Here is a 14,257-nt window from a genome sequence, read left to right as displayed (position 1 = left end):
GTAGCCTTCCGTCCGAAACTGCGTCAACCCGCAGAAACAGGGCAGTTCTCCGTTTCCGTGAAACGGCGAAATGCGCTTGAGCATTTTGCAGCCAGACGTTTAGCTTGGCATCGCACAAATGCGGAAATGGAACCCCATGCGCAAGATCCTGTCGACGCATCCGCTGCACCCACGCGCCACGGCGATGCTGGCCGGCGCCGGGCGGCTTGCGATCGCTTCCGCGCTCGATCCCAAGACGCTGACCGCTGAGGCCCGCGACGCCGACATCGTCATAGTGCGCGCGCCGCTGCCGCCGGAGCTGTTTGCGGGTGCTTCGAGCCTGCGCGCCGCGATCCGCCACGGCGCCGGACTGGACATGATCCCGGTCGAGGCCGCGACCGCCGCCGGCGTGCTAGTGGCGAACGTGCCCGCCGTCAACGCCCGCTCGGTCGCCGAGCATGTGATGTTCACCGCCCTTGCGCTGCTGCGGCGCTTCCGCGTGATGGACCGCGACCTGCGCGCCAAGGGCTGGCTTGCCGGCCGCGAGCACGCCAACTCGACCAGCGAGCTGGCCGGCAAGACCATCGGCATCCTCGGCCTCGGCGCGGTCGGCCAGGCTGTCGGCCACATCGCCGCGCACGGCTTCGACCTTAATGTCGTGGCGACCACGCGCAGCCTGCGCCCCGCGCCCGAGCGTGTCGGCTTCCTGTCGATCGATGCGCTGGTCGAGCAGAGCGACATCATCGTGCTATGCTGCCCGCTGACGCAGGAAACGCGCGGCCTCATAAGTCGCGAGCGCATTGCCCGCATGAAACCCAACACGCTGCTGATCAATGTCTCGCGCGGCCCGGTGGTGGATGACGAGGCGCTGATCGAAGCCCTGCGTGCCGGCCGCATCGGCGGCGCTGCGCTCGACGTTTTTGCGACCCAACCGCTGCCGCCGAACCATCCCTATTTCGGCTTCGACAACGTCATCGTCACCCCGCATATGGCCGGCATCACCGAGGAATCGATGATGCGCATGGGTGTCGGCGCCGCTGGCGAGGCCTTGCTGGTGCTCGCCGGCAAGCTGCCCGTCAATCTGCGCAATCCGGAAGTTATCGAGCACTATCGCCGGCGTTTTCCGGTCGGCGAATAGTTCCGCGGCGAGCATCGCGACGGTGTAGACCTGAGATGCGGGCCAGCCTTTCCGGACTTGCATCCTGATGGCCTGCGCAGTCACCGGCCAAGCAAAGCCTCGACCGCGGCGGCAATGCGCAGCAGATGACTGTCATGCCCATGCTTGCCCACCAGCATCAATCCGGCCGGCAGGTTCGTGCCGGGCATCGGCAGCGAGATCGCGCAAAGGTCGAACTGGTTGGCGACCTGCGTGTTGCGCAAGAGCAGTCCTTCCGTCTTGTCGCGCAGAGCTTCGTCGCCGGCCATGGCGGAGATGGACGGCGCGACCATCGGCACGGTCGGCAATGCCAGAACATCGACCGTCTCCAGCCGTTGCGCCATGGCCGCCACAAGCTCGGCGCGCCGGCAGATCGTCCGGATGTAGGCCGAGGCAGGGACAGCCAGCGCGCGCGCCAATGGCCCGGTGACATGCGGATCGACCGGCACAGAGGCGCCGCCCGCCAGCCAATCGGCATGCACCTCCGCGCCTTCCATGGACGCGATCGTCCCGCGCCTGGTTGCTGCGCGCATCTCGGCGATAAGATCGTCGATGGACAAATCGGCGGCGCGGGCGCCGGCTCGTCCGATCCTGTCGATGCAGGCCTCGAAAGCTTCGGCGACCTTCGCCTGCGTTTCGCCGAACAAGACGCCGCGTGGAATGCCGACGCGGAGGCCGGCGAGCGAGCCCGGCTGAGGACCGGCGGGCTCCTGTCCCGCCATGATCGCATCGGCGATCGCGCAATCGGCGACGCTGCGGGCAAGCGGACCGATGGAATCCAGCGTCATCGACAGCGGAAAGGCTCCCGTCAAAGGCACGCGCCGCGCCGTCGGCTTGAAGCCGACAACGCCGTTGAGCGAGGCGGGGATGCGCACCGAGCCGCCGGTGTCCGAACCGATCGAGATGTCGCTTGTGCCCTCGCCGATCGCAACGCCGGCTCCAGATGACGAGCCGCCCGGGATCAGGCCGAGATCGGCAGTGTTGCCCGGTGTGCCGTAATGCGGATTGTCGCCGATCGCGGTGAAGGCGAACTCGGTCATGTTGGTCTTGCCGAGGATGACCGCGCCCGCCTGGCGCAGCCTTTGCACGATCGCTGCGTCCCGCGCCGCCGGTTCGGCGCTGGCGCGGATCAGCGATCCGGCCGCTGTCGGCTCCCCGGCGACGTCGAACAGATCCTTGATTGAAACGATGCGCCCGTCGAGCGGCCCAAGGCTGACGCCGGCCTTGCGGCGGGCATCGGACGCATCGGCGGCTGCCCGCGCGGCCCCGGCATAGAGCTTCGTAAAGACCTTCTCGTCGGCCGCACGATTGGCAAGACGTGACAGGATGATTTCGAGACGGTCGCGGATGGATTGCATTTTCGATGTCGGGCCTTGCAAAATTGCAACGTCTTTTAAGCGTGCGGCCTGGTCTTGGCCGGCGAAGAGATAACCCGGCAAGTGTGCCTTTGCACCCTGCCAGCGATGGAAAGATGCTGATGCTGTACAAAGGCAGCTGCCACTGCGGCAAGGTGGCGTTCGAGGTCGAGGGGGAGATCGGCGGCGCGGTGCGCTGCAACTGCTCGATCTGCCGGCGCAAGGGCGCGCTTTTGTGGGCCGTGCCGCATGAGAAGCTCAATCTGGTCGCCTGGGGCGACGACCTCGGCCGCTACACCTTCGGCAAGGCTCAAATCGCGCACCGCTTCTGCCGCACATGCGGCATGCACCCCTTTGCTGAGGACGTCGGCCAGGGCAACGAACGGTCCGCCTATATCAACATCAACTGCCTCGACGATGTTGATATCACCGCAATCGAGGTGTTCGAGTTCGACGGCCGCTCGGCTTGAAGCCAATTAACGGCCCGACGCTCCTAAGAGCCGCCGGGGCCGATACTCGCGAGGGCGAGCGGGCTGGCCTATTCGGCGGCCGGTTGGGCCCCATCAGGAAGGCCACAGCGCCGCGAGCAAGTCAGCAGGCTAAGACTTCTATCCGGCGTGCCGCAGGCTCACGCCGCTGCCTTTATCGAACATCACCACCTTGTCGGGGTTCCAGGCAAAGCGCACCGGCTCTTCGATAGCCACGTCGGTCCTGGCCGGCACCGTGGCCCGCAGCATCGTGTCGCCGACCCTGAGCGTCAGGATCTTTTCCACGCCATGGTTCTCGACATCGTGCACGCGTGCCTCGACCGGAGCCCCGCTCTCCAGATAGACGTCCTCCGGACGGATGCCGAAGACGAGCGGGCGACCGTCGGCCGCGCCGCTCGTCCTGCCCCCGCCAAAGCTCTTGGCGCCAATTGTGAGCGGCAGTTCGAAATTCACCGGCGCCATCACCGCGCGGTCGTCGACCAGCCTGCCGTCGATGAGGTTCATCGGCGGCGAGCCGACGAAGCTCGCGACATAGGTGTCGCGCGGATTGTTGTAGATCTCATGCGGCGTGCCCGTCTGCACGATGCGGCCATGGTTGAGCACGCCGACCTTGTCGCCCATCGACATGGCCTCGATCTGGTCGTGCGTGACGAACAGGAACGTGGCGCCGAGTTGCATCTGAAGGTTCTTCAACTCCGTGCGCAGCGCTTCGCGCAGCTTGGCGTCGAGCGCCGAGAGCGGCTCGTCCATCAGGAACACGCGCGGCTTGCGCACGATGGCGCGGCCGATCGAGACGCGCTGCATCTCGCCGCCGGAAAGCCGGTCGGTCTTGCGGTCGAGCAGATGTTCGATCCTGAGCGTGCGGGCGGCGCGCGCGACACGGTCCTTGATCTCGGCATCCGGCAGCCGGCGGATCTTCGGCTTCAGCGGAAATTCGAGGTTCTGCCGCACAGTGTAGCGCGGATAAAGCGAATATTGCTGCAGCACCAGCGCGACGTCGCGCTCGGCCGCGCCCCAGTCGGCGACGTCGACGCCGTCGATGAGAACCTGCCCCTCGGTCGGCTTATCCAGTCCGGCGATCAGGCGTAGCGTCGTCGTCTTGCCGGCGCCGGTCTCGCCAAGCAGCACGAAGAACTCGCCGTCGGCTATGTCGAGGTTCAGACCCGTCAGCGCGGTGTGGCTGCCGTATTTCTTGGTGATGTTCTTCAGTTCGATATGGGCCATTACAGCCTTACTCCCAGCGACTTGCCGCTTGCCGTGTCGAAAAAGTGCGCCTGCTCGGGATCGATGCGGACATGGACTTTCTCACCGGGGCCCGAGACGTAGCCCGCCTTGGTGCGGGCGCGCAGCATCGTGGAGCCGAGCCTGAGATCGACAATATCGAAGGACCCGAGCGGCTCGATGATGCTCGCCTCGACTGGCATGTAGCCGGGCGCCGCATCGTGCCGCACGAGTACGCCCTCCGGGCGGATGCCGAGCGTCAGGCCGCCATTGGCTGCATGACCGTTGAGCTTGGACAGGAGCTGGCGCGGGAACTCGAAGCCAGCCGGCGCATCGCCGACGGTTACGGAGGCAGTGCCCGCCTGATCCGCGACATTGACCTCGGCGATGTTCATCACCGGGCTGCCGACGAACTGCGCCACGAACAGGTTTGCCGGATGCGAATAGACCTCATCCGGCGTTCCGACCTGCTGGATGAAGCCTTCATGCATGATGACGATGCGGTCGGCGAGGCTCATCGCCTCGATCTGGTCGTGCGTGACATAGATCGTGGTCGACCCCTGCTTGACGTGCAGGCGCTTGATCTCGGCGCGCATCTCCTCGCGCAGCTTGGCGTCGAGCGCGCCTATCGGCTCGTCCATCAGCATCGCCTTCGGGCGCCGCACCAGCGCACGACCGATGGCCACGCGCTGCATGTCGCCGCCCGAGAGCGCCGACGGCCTCTTGTCGAGCAGATCGGTGATGCGCAGGACCCGGGCGACCTCGCGCACGGACTTGTCGACTTCGCCGCTGCTCATGCGCATTGCACGCAGCGGAAAGGCGACGTTCTCGAACACCGTCATGTGCGGGTAGAGCGAGAAGGACTGGAACACCATGGCGATGTCGCGGTCCGCCGCCTTGAGGTGCTGCACCGGCTTACCGTCGATCAGGATGTCGCCCTGGTCGACCGTCTCCAGCCCTGCCACGGCGCGCAGCGTCGTGGTCTTGCCGCAGCCCGACTGGCCGAGCAGCACGATGAACTCGTTGTCGGCGATGGCCAGGTTCAGATTATGGATGACCTGGACGGCACCGAAGAATTTCTCGATGCCGCGAAGTTCGATCTGCGTCACTGGCGGGCTCCCTCATGCGTCGCGGCGCCGGTTTCCTCGCTCTGCTCCGGTGCGATCTTGGACGTGATGTTGAAGCCGATCAGCCCGATCAGGATGATCGTCACACCGTATGAATGCAGGCCGAGGCTCCATGGTTGGCAGAGCGCTACGATGCCCAGCACCATGAGGATTTGCGAGGCCGGCAGCAGGTACTTCTCGTTGGTGGAGCGAAAACTCATTTGCGGATTGCTCCGAACGTCACGCCGCGAAGCAGATGGTTGCGCAGCAGGAAGGTGAAGATTGCGACCGGCAACAGGAACAGGAAGGTACCCGCCGCGATCGTCGTCCAGTCCGGCAGGCCGGAGCCGATCTGCGAGGGGATGAAGGGTGGCGCCGTCTGGGCACGCCGGTTGGTCATGATCAGCGCAAAGGCGTATTCGTTCCAGGCAGTGATGAAGCAGAACACGGCAGTCGCCGCGATGCCGGTCGCCGCCTCCGGCAGCACGATCTTGAAGAAGGCCTGCATGCGCGTGTAGCCGTCGACGAGTGCCGCCTCCTCATACTCCTTCGGGATCTCGTCCATGAAGCCCTTCATCAGCCAGACTGAGAAGGAAAGGTTGAAGGCGACGTAGAGGATGATCAGGCCGATATGCGAATCGTTGAGGCCGACCATCCGGTACATCAGGAACATTGGGATTGCGACCACCACCGGCGGCAGCATACGGGTCGACAGGATGAAGAAGAGCAGGTCCGCCTCGCCCGCGATCTTGAAGCGTGAGAAGCCATAGGCGGTAAAGGTTCCCATGCCCACAGCCAGCACCGTGCTGATCACAGCCACGATCAGGCTGTTCATGAACCGGTCGGGATATTGCGAAAGCTGCACGTCCTTGCCGACCTTGAGAACCCGCTCACCGCCGTCATAGATGCGTTTTTCCCACCAGGGCGCGGCATCGTAGACTTGCGGATCGACGGGCTTCTGCATCTGCACGCGCTTGGTGAAGAGCCGCACGAACGGCGTCACCTCAGGCTCGAACAGCACGGTGGGCGGGACGCTGACGGCGAGCTCCTTCGGCTTGAAGGCCGTCGAGGCGATCCAGTAGATCGGTGCCAGGAAGATCAGCGTCGCGATCAGCACCGCGGCGATGGCGATGCGGTTGAAGGCGACCTCGGAAGAAGTGCGGACGGCGGCCATGTCAGCGCTCCTTCACCTTGTTGAGATACTTCACGTAGAGGTTGGTGATCGCCAGCACCATGATCAGCACGATGTAGGCCAGCGCGCAGGACTTGCCCGTATCCCACTGCTGGAAGGCCTGCTTGTAGAGCCGGATCGCGATCAGCTCGGCGGTCGGCTGGGTGGTCATGGTGTAGGCAATGTCGAAGGTCTTGAAGGCTTCCATGGTGCGGAAGATCAGCGCGATCAGAAGGATCGGCGAGACCAGCGGCAAGGTGATGCGAGTGAAGGTGTACCACCACCCGGCGCGGTCGATCGCGGCCGCCTCGTAGAGATGCTGCGGCACGGCCGAGAGACCGGCGAGCGACAGCAGCATGACGAAAGGCGACCACATCCAGATATCGGTGATCGCGACCGCGTAGAGCGCGCTGTCGGGATTGGACAGCCAGGCGAAGTCGCCAAGGCCGAAGACATAGTTGATCGGTCCCCAGGACGGGCTGTAGAGCAATTGCCAGAACAGGCCGACGACCGCCGCCGACATCATCATCGGCAAGAGCAGCAGCGTGGTGATCAGGCCCTTCATCGGAAAGCTGCGGTTGAGCAGAAGCGCAAGGCCGAAGCCGACGATCATCTGCCCAGCCACCGAAACGATCACGTATTTGGCGGTGATGACGAAGTTCGACCAGATATGATCGTCGCTCAGCAGCTCACGATAGTTCTGCAAGCCGACGAACTGCCAGGGTTCGCTGCGGTTCGCGGCGAAGTTCGTGAAGGAGTAGCCGAGCGAATAGATCAGCGGGAAAATGTTGAAGACGATCAGAAAAACCAGCGTCGGGATGATGAACAGGTTGCGGATGGTCAGATCGGACCAGCCGCGAGCGGCGGCCCTGGACGCTGGATCAAGATTGGTAAGGGCTACCGAAGCCAACTTTGTCTCCTGAAAACAGGAATGCCGGAGGGGGAAACCTCCTCCGGCATTCTGACTGCGATACTTACTTGTAACGATTGTATTTGGTGAAGGTCGCCTTCCAGTCGGCGGCCGTCTTGTCGAGCGCCTCCTGGGCGGTGCCCTTGCCGCCGACCACGAACGGATAGATGTTCTGATTCAGCTGATCGAGCACTTCGGCGTATTCAGGCGTTGCCCAGAAGTCCTTGACCATGAACATCGTGTCATAGAACGCCTTGTTGTAGGGCGTCGCGTTCTGGAAGGCTTCGGACTTCAGCACGGCCTGGCTGCAGGTGTAGCCGCCGAGCTCGGCCCACTTCTTCTGGGTCTCGTCCTTGATGAACCACTCGAGGAACTTCATCGCCTCGTCCTTGTTCTTCGAATACGAGACGACCGAGATGCCCTGGCCGCCGAGCGCGGCGAAGCGCTTGCCGTCCGGGCCGGCCGGATTGGCGAAGAAGCCGGTGACGTCGGCATAGGGGTTGGTGGCCTTGTTCACCAGCGGCGGGAAGAAGGCGAAGAAGTTCATGCTCATCGCTGCCAGGCCGCCGGTGATCGCCTGGTTGTCTTCCACGAAGAAGGTCTTGCCCCAGCCCGGAGGCGTGAACTTGTAGAGTTGCTTGTACATGTCGAGGCCGGCGGCGGCTTCCTTGGAGTTGGTGATGCCGTCGACCTTGTAGGTCGCGTAGTCGCCGAGATCGCCGCCATAGCTGAAGATGGCGCTTTCGACGCCCATCGCCATCGCGTCATAGGAATTGTCGGTGTAGATGGCCACGCCGTACCGCTTCTGGTCCGGACGGTGGAAGAACTCGGCGATGTCGCGCAGCTGCGCATAGGTCGTCGGCACCGCGAGGTCGTAGCCGTATTTGGCCTTGAAGGCTTCCTTCTCCTTCGGGTCCTCGAACCAGTCCTTGCGATAGGACCAGCCGATCGCGTCGCCTTCCAGCGGGATCGCCCAGTATTTGCCGGAACCGCCCGGATACTCGGCGTAATACTTGATGGTCGCGGGCGCCATCACGTCGCCAAGCTTGTGCTGGTTGAAGAAGTCGGTCAGGTCGACATAGTGGCCTTGCGTCGAACCGGCGCCCAGCCATTGCGAGTCGCCGACGACCATGTCGTAGGCATCGCCATGCGCGTTGAACTCGGTGAAGGCCTTGGTCTGGAAGTCGGGCCACGGCGTCGTCTGAACGGTGACCTTCACGCCGGTTTCGGCCGTGTAGTCGTTGACGAGTTCCTGCAGATAGTTCGCCGGGTCCCATTCCGCCCAGAAGATGGTGAGTTCTTTATCCTGCGCGCGGACGGATGTCCCGCAGGCAAGCGCCAGCCCAATACCAGCAATCACGCTGGTCATAATCTTGCGCATAGTTTTCCTCCCTTGTGCGCATTCTACCGTCTCATGCGAGCCGGCGGCGAAGCCGGCCTTGGTAGTTCCTCCTGTGATGGCACCTCTCCGGTCCAGGCCTTCCACCCTGTCGGAAATGGATCGCAGCCTTCACTTTGATCCGCTTTATCGGTCCTAAATCTGGTATTACCAATTCCCGCTTGACGTCAAGCGCTTTCTTGGGAGGCTAGGCGCAGACGAACGAGCCCACCATTATGGCATCTGCCTGTTTTCCCTTGTTTTTCCTACTCCTTGATACGCCGATCCCTTGTGAGGGCCAGCTCACCCCATTTAACATTCAAAATCGTCCCCACAATCTGGTCGAACCAGATTTATCCGATCGTCGCCCCAGGCGCCGCAGCCATTCCTGCCGATTTCGCCTCCGATTCCGCCATTGCGGCGCGCACCAGCGCGCCTGCCGCCCACTGCGCGACCGACATCATCTCGGCGCTGTTCAGTCCCCAGATGTCCTTCAGCACCGTGACCACCTCGACGCCGAACATCAGCGACAGCGCCTGGGCAAGGCGCGTGAGCTGGCGCGGCTTCAGGCGTCCCTTGAGCGGCGCGATCGCATCCTTCAACAGGTCGACGCGATGACCGCGAATGAAGGCCGGCTCGGACCCGAGCGTGCCCGCCTGGCGCCGCGCCCATTGGTCGAGGGACAGTTTCAGCGCCGCTTTGAAGGTCGCCTCGAAGGCTTCGATGCGCGGCATCGCGGTCGCGAACAGATCTGCCACGCGCCGCTCGGCATCGTCGGACGTCGACTTCCAGGTAAGGATAGGGCCGAGCCCTTCATCGACCACGGCCTGCACCAGCGCCGCCTGGCTCGGGAAATACCGGTAGGCGGTGGCGCGCGACACCTCTGCCGCCTCCGCGACCTCGCTGACCGAAGGGGTCATGCCTGATTGCATCAGCCTCGTCGCCGTTTCCAGCATCAGCCGCTTTGTGCGGGCGCGCGGCCCCTTCTCGGCGGCCGGCGCCTGTGCGGCGTCATCGATGGAGGCGGCTTGTTGACGTGAGACATCCATATCAATACGATACGCGCGTCTCAAAAATTTGCAATGGCGCAATGCCGGTCAATAACGGGTCCCCACCAGCGACGAGGCTTTAGCCTAGGAGCTTGAGGGTGGGGCAAAAAAGGCCGGCGGCAAAGCCGGCCATGCCGGACGGGGAACCGCGGATGAAGCGCATCTATGTGATCGGCACCGCCGACACCAAAGGCGAGGAACTCGCCTTCCTGGCCGATGCCGTCGCCAAGGCCGGCGGCGCGGTCGTCCGTGTCGATATCGGCACGCGAGGCGCGACCGTCCCGGTGGATATCTCTGCCAGCGAGGTCGCCGCGCATCATCCCAAGGGAGCCGGCGCTGTTCTCGGCATCGACGATCGCGGCACCGCCGTTGCCGGCATGGGCGCGGCCTTCGCCAATTTCATCCAGTCACGTGACGACATCGCCGGGGTGATCGGCATCGGCGGCGGCGGCGGCACCTCGATCGTCACCGCCGGCATGCGGGCGCTGCCGCTCGGCCTGCCGAAGATCATGGTCTCGACATTGGCCTCCGGCGATACCGCGCCTTACGTCGACATCTCCGACATCATCATGATGCCGTCGGTCACCGACATGGCGGGACTGAACAGGCTCTCCCGCATTGTGCTGCATAATGCCGCCCAGGCGATCGCCGGCATGGCCGCGAAGCCCGCCTCGGCCGCCGCCGGCAAGCCGGCGCTGGGACTCACCATGTTCGGCGTCACCACGCCCTGTGTGACGGCGATCGTCGACCGATTGCGCCCCGACTATGACTGTATGGTCTTCCACGCCACCGGCACTGGCGGCCGCTCGATGGAGAAGCTCGCCGACAGCGGTCTGATGGCCGGCGTCATCGACATCACCACGACCGAGGTGTGCGATTTCCTCTTCGGCGGGGTGCTGCCGGCGACCGAGGATCGCTTCGGCGCGATTGCGCGCACGAAATTGCCCTATGTCGGCTCGGTCGGCGCGCTCGACATGGTGAACTTCTGGGCGCCGCCGACCATTCCGGAAAAATATCATGGGCGGCTCTTCTACGAGCACAATCCCAATGTCACGCTGATGCGCACCACGGCCGAGGAATGCCGCAAGATCGGCGAATGGATCGGCGGCCGTCTCGCCCGATGCGAAGGTCCGGTCCGCTTCCTGATCCCGGAGAAGGGCGTATCGGCGCTGGATATCGAAGGCGGCGCCTTCTTCGACACGGAGGCCGATGCGGCACTGTTTGACGCCATCGAACGCACGATCGAGCCGACCAGGAACCGCACCGTGACGCGCCTGCCGCTGCATATCAACGACCCCGCCTTCGCCAAGGCCGCGGCGGAGGCCTTCCTCGACATCGCCAAGAAGTGAGACAAGACAAGCATGGCTGCCATTCCGCGCAAAACGATCCTGGAAAAATTCCGCAACATGATCGCCGACGGCGTGCCGATCATCGGCGGCGGCGCCGGGACCGGCCTGTCGGCCAAGGCCGAGGAAGCCGGCGGCATCGACCTGATCATCATCTACAATTCCGGCCGCTATCGCATGGCCGGCCGCGGCTCGGCCGCCGGCCTGCTTGCCTACGGCAACGCCAACAAGATCGTCAAGGAAATGGCCTATGAGGTGCTGCCGGTGGTCAAGAAGACGCCGGTGCTGGCCGGCGTCAACGGCACCGACCCCTTTGTCATCATGCCGCTGCTGCTCGCAGAGCTGAAGACGATGGGCTTTTCCGGCGTGCAGAATTTTCCGACCGTCGGCCTGTTCGACGGCACCATGCGCCAGAGTTTCGAGGAGACCGGCATGGGTTTTGGCCTCGAGGTCGACATGATCGCCGAGGCGCGCAAGCTCGACTTGCTCACCACGCCCTACGTCTTCAACCCCGACGAGGCGCGCGCCATGGCACGTGCCGGCGCCGATATCGTCGTCGCCCATATGGGCGTCACCACCGGCGGCTCGATCGGCGCCACTTCGGCGAAAACGCTCGACGCCTGCGTCAAGGAAATCGACGCCATTGCCGATGCCGCGCGCTCGGTGCGCAAGGACGTCATCCTGCTTTGCCATGGCGGACCGATCTCGATGCCCGACGACGCGCGCTACATTCTCGAACGCTGCGAGGGCTTGCATGGCTTTTACGGCGCAAGCTCGATGGAACGGCTGCCGGCGGAAGCGGCGATCGCCAGGCAGACAGCGGATTTCAAGACGGTCGCGATCACGAAAAAGAAGGGATGAGGCAATGGCCGACAGGAGCAAGGTGTTCGTCTACCCGAAGGATGTCAGCGCCTTCGGCTTCGACTGGGGCAAGCTGTCGCTGACCGTCGCGCCGGAAGTGAACGGCGCGGAGCGCTTCTCCGGCGGTGTCGTCGACTTACCGCCGGGCAAAGGCCACACCCGCCACAACCATCCGGGCGCCGAAGAGATCATCTTCGTCATCTCCGGCAATGGCGAGCAGATGGTCGAGGACGAGAGCGGCAATCCTGTGGTGGCGAAAGTCGGCCCTGGCTGCACCATCTATGTGCCGGAAAGCCGCTTCCATTCGACGCTCAACACTGGCGACCAGCCGATGCAGCTGTTTGTTGTCTATTCGCCGGCTGGGCCGGAACTCGCGCTGCGAGAGCTACCGGACTTCAGGCTGCTGCCGGCTGGCAAATGATGATGTTTCCTTTTCCCCGTTCCAGCGCTGGTCGACCCCCACTCCGTCTCGGCTTCGCCGAGCCACCTCTCCCCCGATCGACGGGGGAGAGGAAAGGCGCCAAGCTTTTTGCCGTCAGCGCTGGCTCCTTTCCTTTCCCTCCGGAGGGGGGAAAGGTGGCGCTGCGAAGCAGCGACGGATTGGGGGAACCACCTGGCAATCAAGCCTCAGGTCGATCACTCACGCCAGTTACGGAAGATATGTGCATAGCGTAGCGCAACCGGGGAGAAGGTGCCCGAAGGGCGGATGAGGGGCAGCGCCGACCTTCTCCTTAAGAAATCCCGCCCCTGTTCCACCCACGCCCGCGATCACCGAACATCACATATCCGCTGTCCGTCACCGCGACCGTGTCCTCCAGCTTGATGAAGCCGCGTGTCGGATGAAGCATGGTGGTCTCGACCGACAGCACCATGTTCTTCTCCAGCGGCTTCGCCGTATAAGTACCCTCATAGGCGACCGGGTGATTGGTCATCAGGAACGGCGCCTCATGCGTGATCAACCCCATGCCGTGGGCGAAGAAATCCGTATAGGCCGCGACCTTCGAAGCCTTCAGCACACTCTCCGCATGCGCGATCATGTCGCCGCCAAGCGTGCCTGCCTTCACCTTGGAAAATGCCGCCTGTTGCACCGCCTCGATTTCGGCCAGAAGATCCTCCAGCTCGGCATCCGGCTCGCCGAGCACGCCCATGCGGCAGAGGTCGCCAATATAGCCGTGGTAATTTCCCCCGGAATCGATCGACAACACCTCGCCCTTCTTCCACGCCTGGCTGGACGCCGCGCGGTTGTGGCTGGAACCCAGCGTCAGCAGGCAATATTCGAAATGCGCGCCGCGATTGGTCTCCTCGCGCCTCAGCTGCTCGATGATGTCGGTCTTGCTCGTGCCCTCGCGCGCCCAGGCAATCGTCGCCAGCATGGAATCGGTGATCAGCTCTGAAGCAATGCGCAGCTGTTCGAGTTCCGCCTCGGTCTTGATGGCGCGCATACGCTCCAGCATGTCGGTCGCGTCGATCAGCTTTGCATCCGGCAGCGCCTTGCGGATCAGCGTGTAGGCATCCGACGGCAGGAAGGCCGGCTCGATTCCGATGCGGGCGGCTTGCTTGCCGATCTGTTTGAGATGCTCCACCGCCAGATTGGCGGCATCGAGCGTGCCCCAGCAGGCGGCATGCAAGGTCGGCGTCCAGAACGGATGATTCTGATGTTCGCCGCCTTCCATCTTGTTGCCGATATAGGCCGCATGTTCCGGCTCGCCCTTCTCGTAAAGGACGATCGGCAAATAGCGGCTGTGACCGATCGCATCCATCGCCGCGAAGAAGATGAACTTGTAGCCGCCGAGTAGATATTGCGTGTTGTGCTTGGAGGTGGCGAAGAGCACGTCGATGCCGGCGTCTTCCATCAGCCGATCCACCCGCGCCTGATCGAACGGGACATTGCTGACCTCGGTTTTGCCCGGAGCGATGTTCATCTTCCTCTCCCTGTTTTCATCGGCCGCAGGAGCGCCGAAAGTCATGATGTATGGCTGTTGGCCAAATCTGCATCTTTTTGGCCACTCTGGTCCAGCCAGAATTGATCACTTTCCCGCCAAAGCCGGTTTCCGTCCAAATCCCGATCACGCTTGTTTGTAATCTGGTCCTACCAGATGAGAGCATGAGAGCCTCCGTCGGCTGGCTGGTCCAGCGGACGGAAATTTCAAAGCCAAGCCATGATGCGCCAAATCCGTCTCTGGCGAAACCTTTGCCAAGGGCCATAATCACCGGATTGCCGCGCCTGCCACGGCGCG

At 63.5% G+C, this 14,257-nt stretch carries 14 protein-coding genes; 5 read left to right on the top strand and 9 right to left on the bottom strand.

Annotated features, from left to right (window positions below):
• Positions 1 to 136: 136 nt before the first annotated feature.
• Positions 137 to 1,117: a hydroxyacid dehydrogenase gene (locus tag LB525_RS20065; protein ID WP_224546193.1), complete on the top strand. Its 981-nt coding sequence runs from the start codon at positions 137 to 139 to the stop codon at positions 1,115 to 1,117.
• 80 nt (positions 1,118 to 1,197) lie between these two features.
• On the opposite strand, the gene LB525_RS20060 is transcribed toward LB525_RS20065, so the two are convergent.
• Positions 1,198 to 2,493 carry an amidase gene (locus tag LB525_RS20060; protein WP_224546191.1) on the bottom strand — a complete coding sequence of 432 codons (1,296 nt, stop codon included), beginning with the start codon at positions 2,491 to 2,493 and terminating at the stop codon, positions 1,198 to 1,200.
• A gap of 119 nt (positions 2,494 to 2,612) precedes the next feature.
• On the opposite strand from LB525_RS20060, the gene LB525_RS20055 reads away from it, so the two are divergent.
• On the top strand, positions 2,613 to 2,960 hold the full coding sequence (locus LB525_RS20055) for a GFA family protein (RefSeq protein WP_224546189.1): 348 nt from the start codon (positions 2,613 to 2,615) through the stop codon (positions 2,958 to 2,960).
• A gap of 138 nt (positions 2,961 to 3,098) precedes the next feature.
• Here the strand turns inward: LB525_RS20055 and LB525_RS20050 are convergent, their stop codons facing one another.
• The 7 genes from LB525_RS20050 to LB525_RS20020 form a co-directional block, all read right to left on the bottom strand.
• On the bottom strand, positions 3,099 to 4,202 hold the full coding sequence (locus LB525_RS20050) for an ABC transporter ATP-binding protein (protein ID WP_224546186.1): 1,104 nt from the start codon (positions 4,200 to 4,202) through the stop codon (positions 3,099 to 3,101).
• The gene (locus LB525_RS20045) at positions 4,202 to 5,308 is read right to left on the bottom strand and encodes an ABC transporter ATP-binding protein (protein WP_224546184.1); all 1,107 of its coding nucleotides are present in this window, start codon (positions 5,306 to 5,308) and stop codon (positions 4,202 to 4,204) included. The genes LB525_RS20050 and LB525_RS20045 overlap by 1 nt, the downstream gene beginning before the upstream one ends.
• Positions 5,305 to 5,526, bottom strand: a complete 222-nt coding sequence (locus tag LB525_RS20040) for a hypothetical protein (RefSeq protein WP_095769197.1) — start codon at positions 5,524 to 5,526, stop codon at positions 5,305 to 5,307. Before LB525_RS20040 ends, LB525_RS20045 begins: the two co-directional genes overlap by 4 nt.
• Positions 5,523 to 6,479 (bottom strand): carbohydrate ABC transporter permease, encoded by a 957-nt coding sequence (locus LB525_RS20035; RefSeq protein ID WP_095769196.1) that lies wholly within the window; start codon positions 6,477 to 6,479, stop codon positions 5,523 to 5,525. Before LB525_RS20035 ends, LB525_RS20040 begins: the two co-directional genes overlap by 4 nt.
• Before the next feature lies 1 nt (position 6,480).
• On the bottom strand, positions 6,481 to 7,386 hold the full coding sequence (locus LB525_RS20030; RefSeq protein ID WP_095769195.1) for a carbohydrate ABC transporter permease: 906 nt from the start codon (positions 7,384 to 7,386) through the stop codon (positions 6,481 to 6,483).
• Positions 7,387 to 7,450: 64 nt separating this feature from the next.
• The gene (locus LB525_RS20025) at positions 7,451 to 8,767 is read right to left on the bottom strand and encodes an ABC transporter substrate-binding protein (RefSeq protein WP_095769194.1); all 1,317 of its coding nucleotides are present in this window, start codon (positions 8,765 to 8,767) and stop codon (positions 7,451 to 7,453) included.
• 350 nt (positions 8,768 to 9,117) lie between these two features.
• Positions 9,118 to 9,813: a TetR/AcrR family transcriptional regulator gene (locus tag LB525_RS20020; protein ID WP_224532084.1), complete on the bottom strand. Its 696-nt coding sequence runs from the start codon at positions 9,811 to 9,813 to the stop codon at positions 9,118 to 9,120.
• A 152-nt stretch (positions 9,814 to 9,965) separates the two neighbouring features.
• On the opposite strand from LB525_RS20020, the gene LB525_RS20015 reads away from it, so the two are divergent.
• Genes LB525_RS20015 through LB525_RS20005 form a run of 3 tightly spaced genes read left to right on the top strand, consistent with a single transcriptional unit; the run spans position 9,966 to position 12,441 of the window.
• Positions 9,966 to 11,162, top strand: coding sequence for a Tm-1-like ATP-binding domain-containing protein (locus LB525_RS20015; RefSeq protein WP_224546182.1), 1,197 nt, complete (start codon positions 9,966 to 9,968; stop codon positions 11,160 to 11,162).
• Between the two features lie 12 nt (positions 11,163 to 11,174).
• Positions 11,175 to 12,020 carry a phosphoenolpyruvate hydrolase family protein gene (locus LB525_RS20010; RefSeq protein WP_224546180.1) on the top strand — a complete coding sequence of 282 codons (846 nt, stop codon included), beginning with the start codon at positions 11,175 to 11,177 and terminating at the stop codon, positions 12,018 to 12,020.
• A gap of 4 nt (positions 12,021 to 12,024) precedes the next feature.
• A complete protein-coding gene (locus LB525_RS20005) occupies positions 12,025 to 12,441 on the top strand; it encodes a cupin domain-containing protein (protein ID WP_224546178.1) in 417 nt (138 codons plus the stop codon).
• A gap of 310 nt (positions 12,442 to 12,751) precedes the next feature.
• Here LB525_RS20005 and LB525_RS20000 read toward each other — a convergent pair whose 3' ends face one another.
• Positions 12,752 to 13,942, bottom strand: coding sequence for a M24 family metallopeptidase (locus LB525_RS20000; protein ID WP_224546176.1), 1,191 nt, complete (start codon positions 13,940 to 13,942; stop codon positions 12,752 to 12,754).
• Between the last annotated feature and the right edge of the window lie 315 nt (positions 13,943 to 14,257).

Origin of the sequence: Mesorhizobium sp. CA16 (genome assembly GCF_020165175.1) — a bacterium.
Taxonomy (GTDB): Bacteria; Pseudomonadota; Alphaproteobacteria; order Rhizobiales; family Rhizobiaceae; genus Mesorhizobium.
This window is presented reverse-complemented; position numbering and strand designations above follow the sequence as displayed.

What these genes read in the sequence shown, in the direction of transcription:
- LB525_RS20065 (WP_224546193.1), top strand. Translation starts at nt 137, where the DNA reads ATGCGCAAGATCCTGTCGACGCATCCGCTGCACCCACGCGCCACGGCG.
- LB525_RS20060 (WP_224546191.1), bottom strand. Translation starts at nt 2,493, where the DNA reads ATGCAATCCATCCGCGACCGTCTCGAAATCATCCTGTCACGTCTTGCC.
- LB525_RS20055 (WP_224546189.1), top strand. Translation starts at nt 2,613, where the DNA reads ATGCTGTACAAAGGCAGCTGCCACTGCGGCAAGGTGGCGTTCGAGGTC.
- LB525_RS20050 (WP_224546186.1), bottom strand. Translation starts at nt 4,202, where the DNA reads ATGGCCCATATCGAACTGAAGAACATCACCAAGAAATACGGCAGCCAC.
- LB525_RS20040 (WP_095769197.1), bottom strand. Translation starts at nt 5,526, where the DNA reads ATGAGTTTTCGCTCCACCAACGAGAAGTACCTGCTGCCGGCCTCGCAA.
- LB525_RS20035 (WP_095769196.1), bottom strand. Translation starts at nt 6,479, where the DNA reads ATGGCCGCCGTCCGCACTTCTTCCGAGGTCGCCTTCAACCGCATCGCC.
- LB525_RS20025 (WP_095769194.1), bottom strand. Translation starts at nt 8,767, where the DNA reads ATGCGCAAGATTATGACCAGCGTGATTGCTGGTATTGGGCTGGCGCTT.
- LB525_RS20020 (WP_224532084.1), bottom strand. Translation starts at nt 9,813, where the DNA reads ATGGATGTCTCACGTCAACAAGCCGCCTCCATCGATGACGCCGCACAG.
- LB525_RS20015 (WP_224546182.1), top strand. Translation starts at nt 9,966, where the DNA reads ATGAAGCGCATCTATGTGATCGGCACCGCCGACACCAAAGGCGAGGAA.
- LB525_RS20010 (WP_224546180.1), top strand. Translation starts at nt 11,175, where the DNA reads ATGGCTGCCATTCCGCGCAAAACGATCCTGGAAAAATTCCGCAACATG.
- LB525_RS20005 (WP_224546178.1), top strand. Translation starts at nt 12,025, where the DNA reads ATGGCCGACAGGAGCAAGGTGTTCGTCTACCCGAAGGATGTCAGCGCC.
- LB525_RS20000 (WP_224546176.1), bottom strand. Translation starts at nt 13,942, where the DNA reads ATGAACATCGCTCCGGGCAAAACCGAGGTCAGCAATGTCCCGTTCGAT.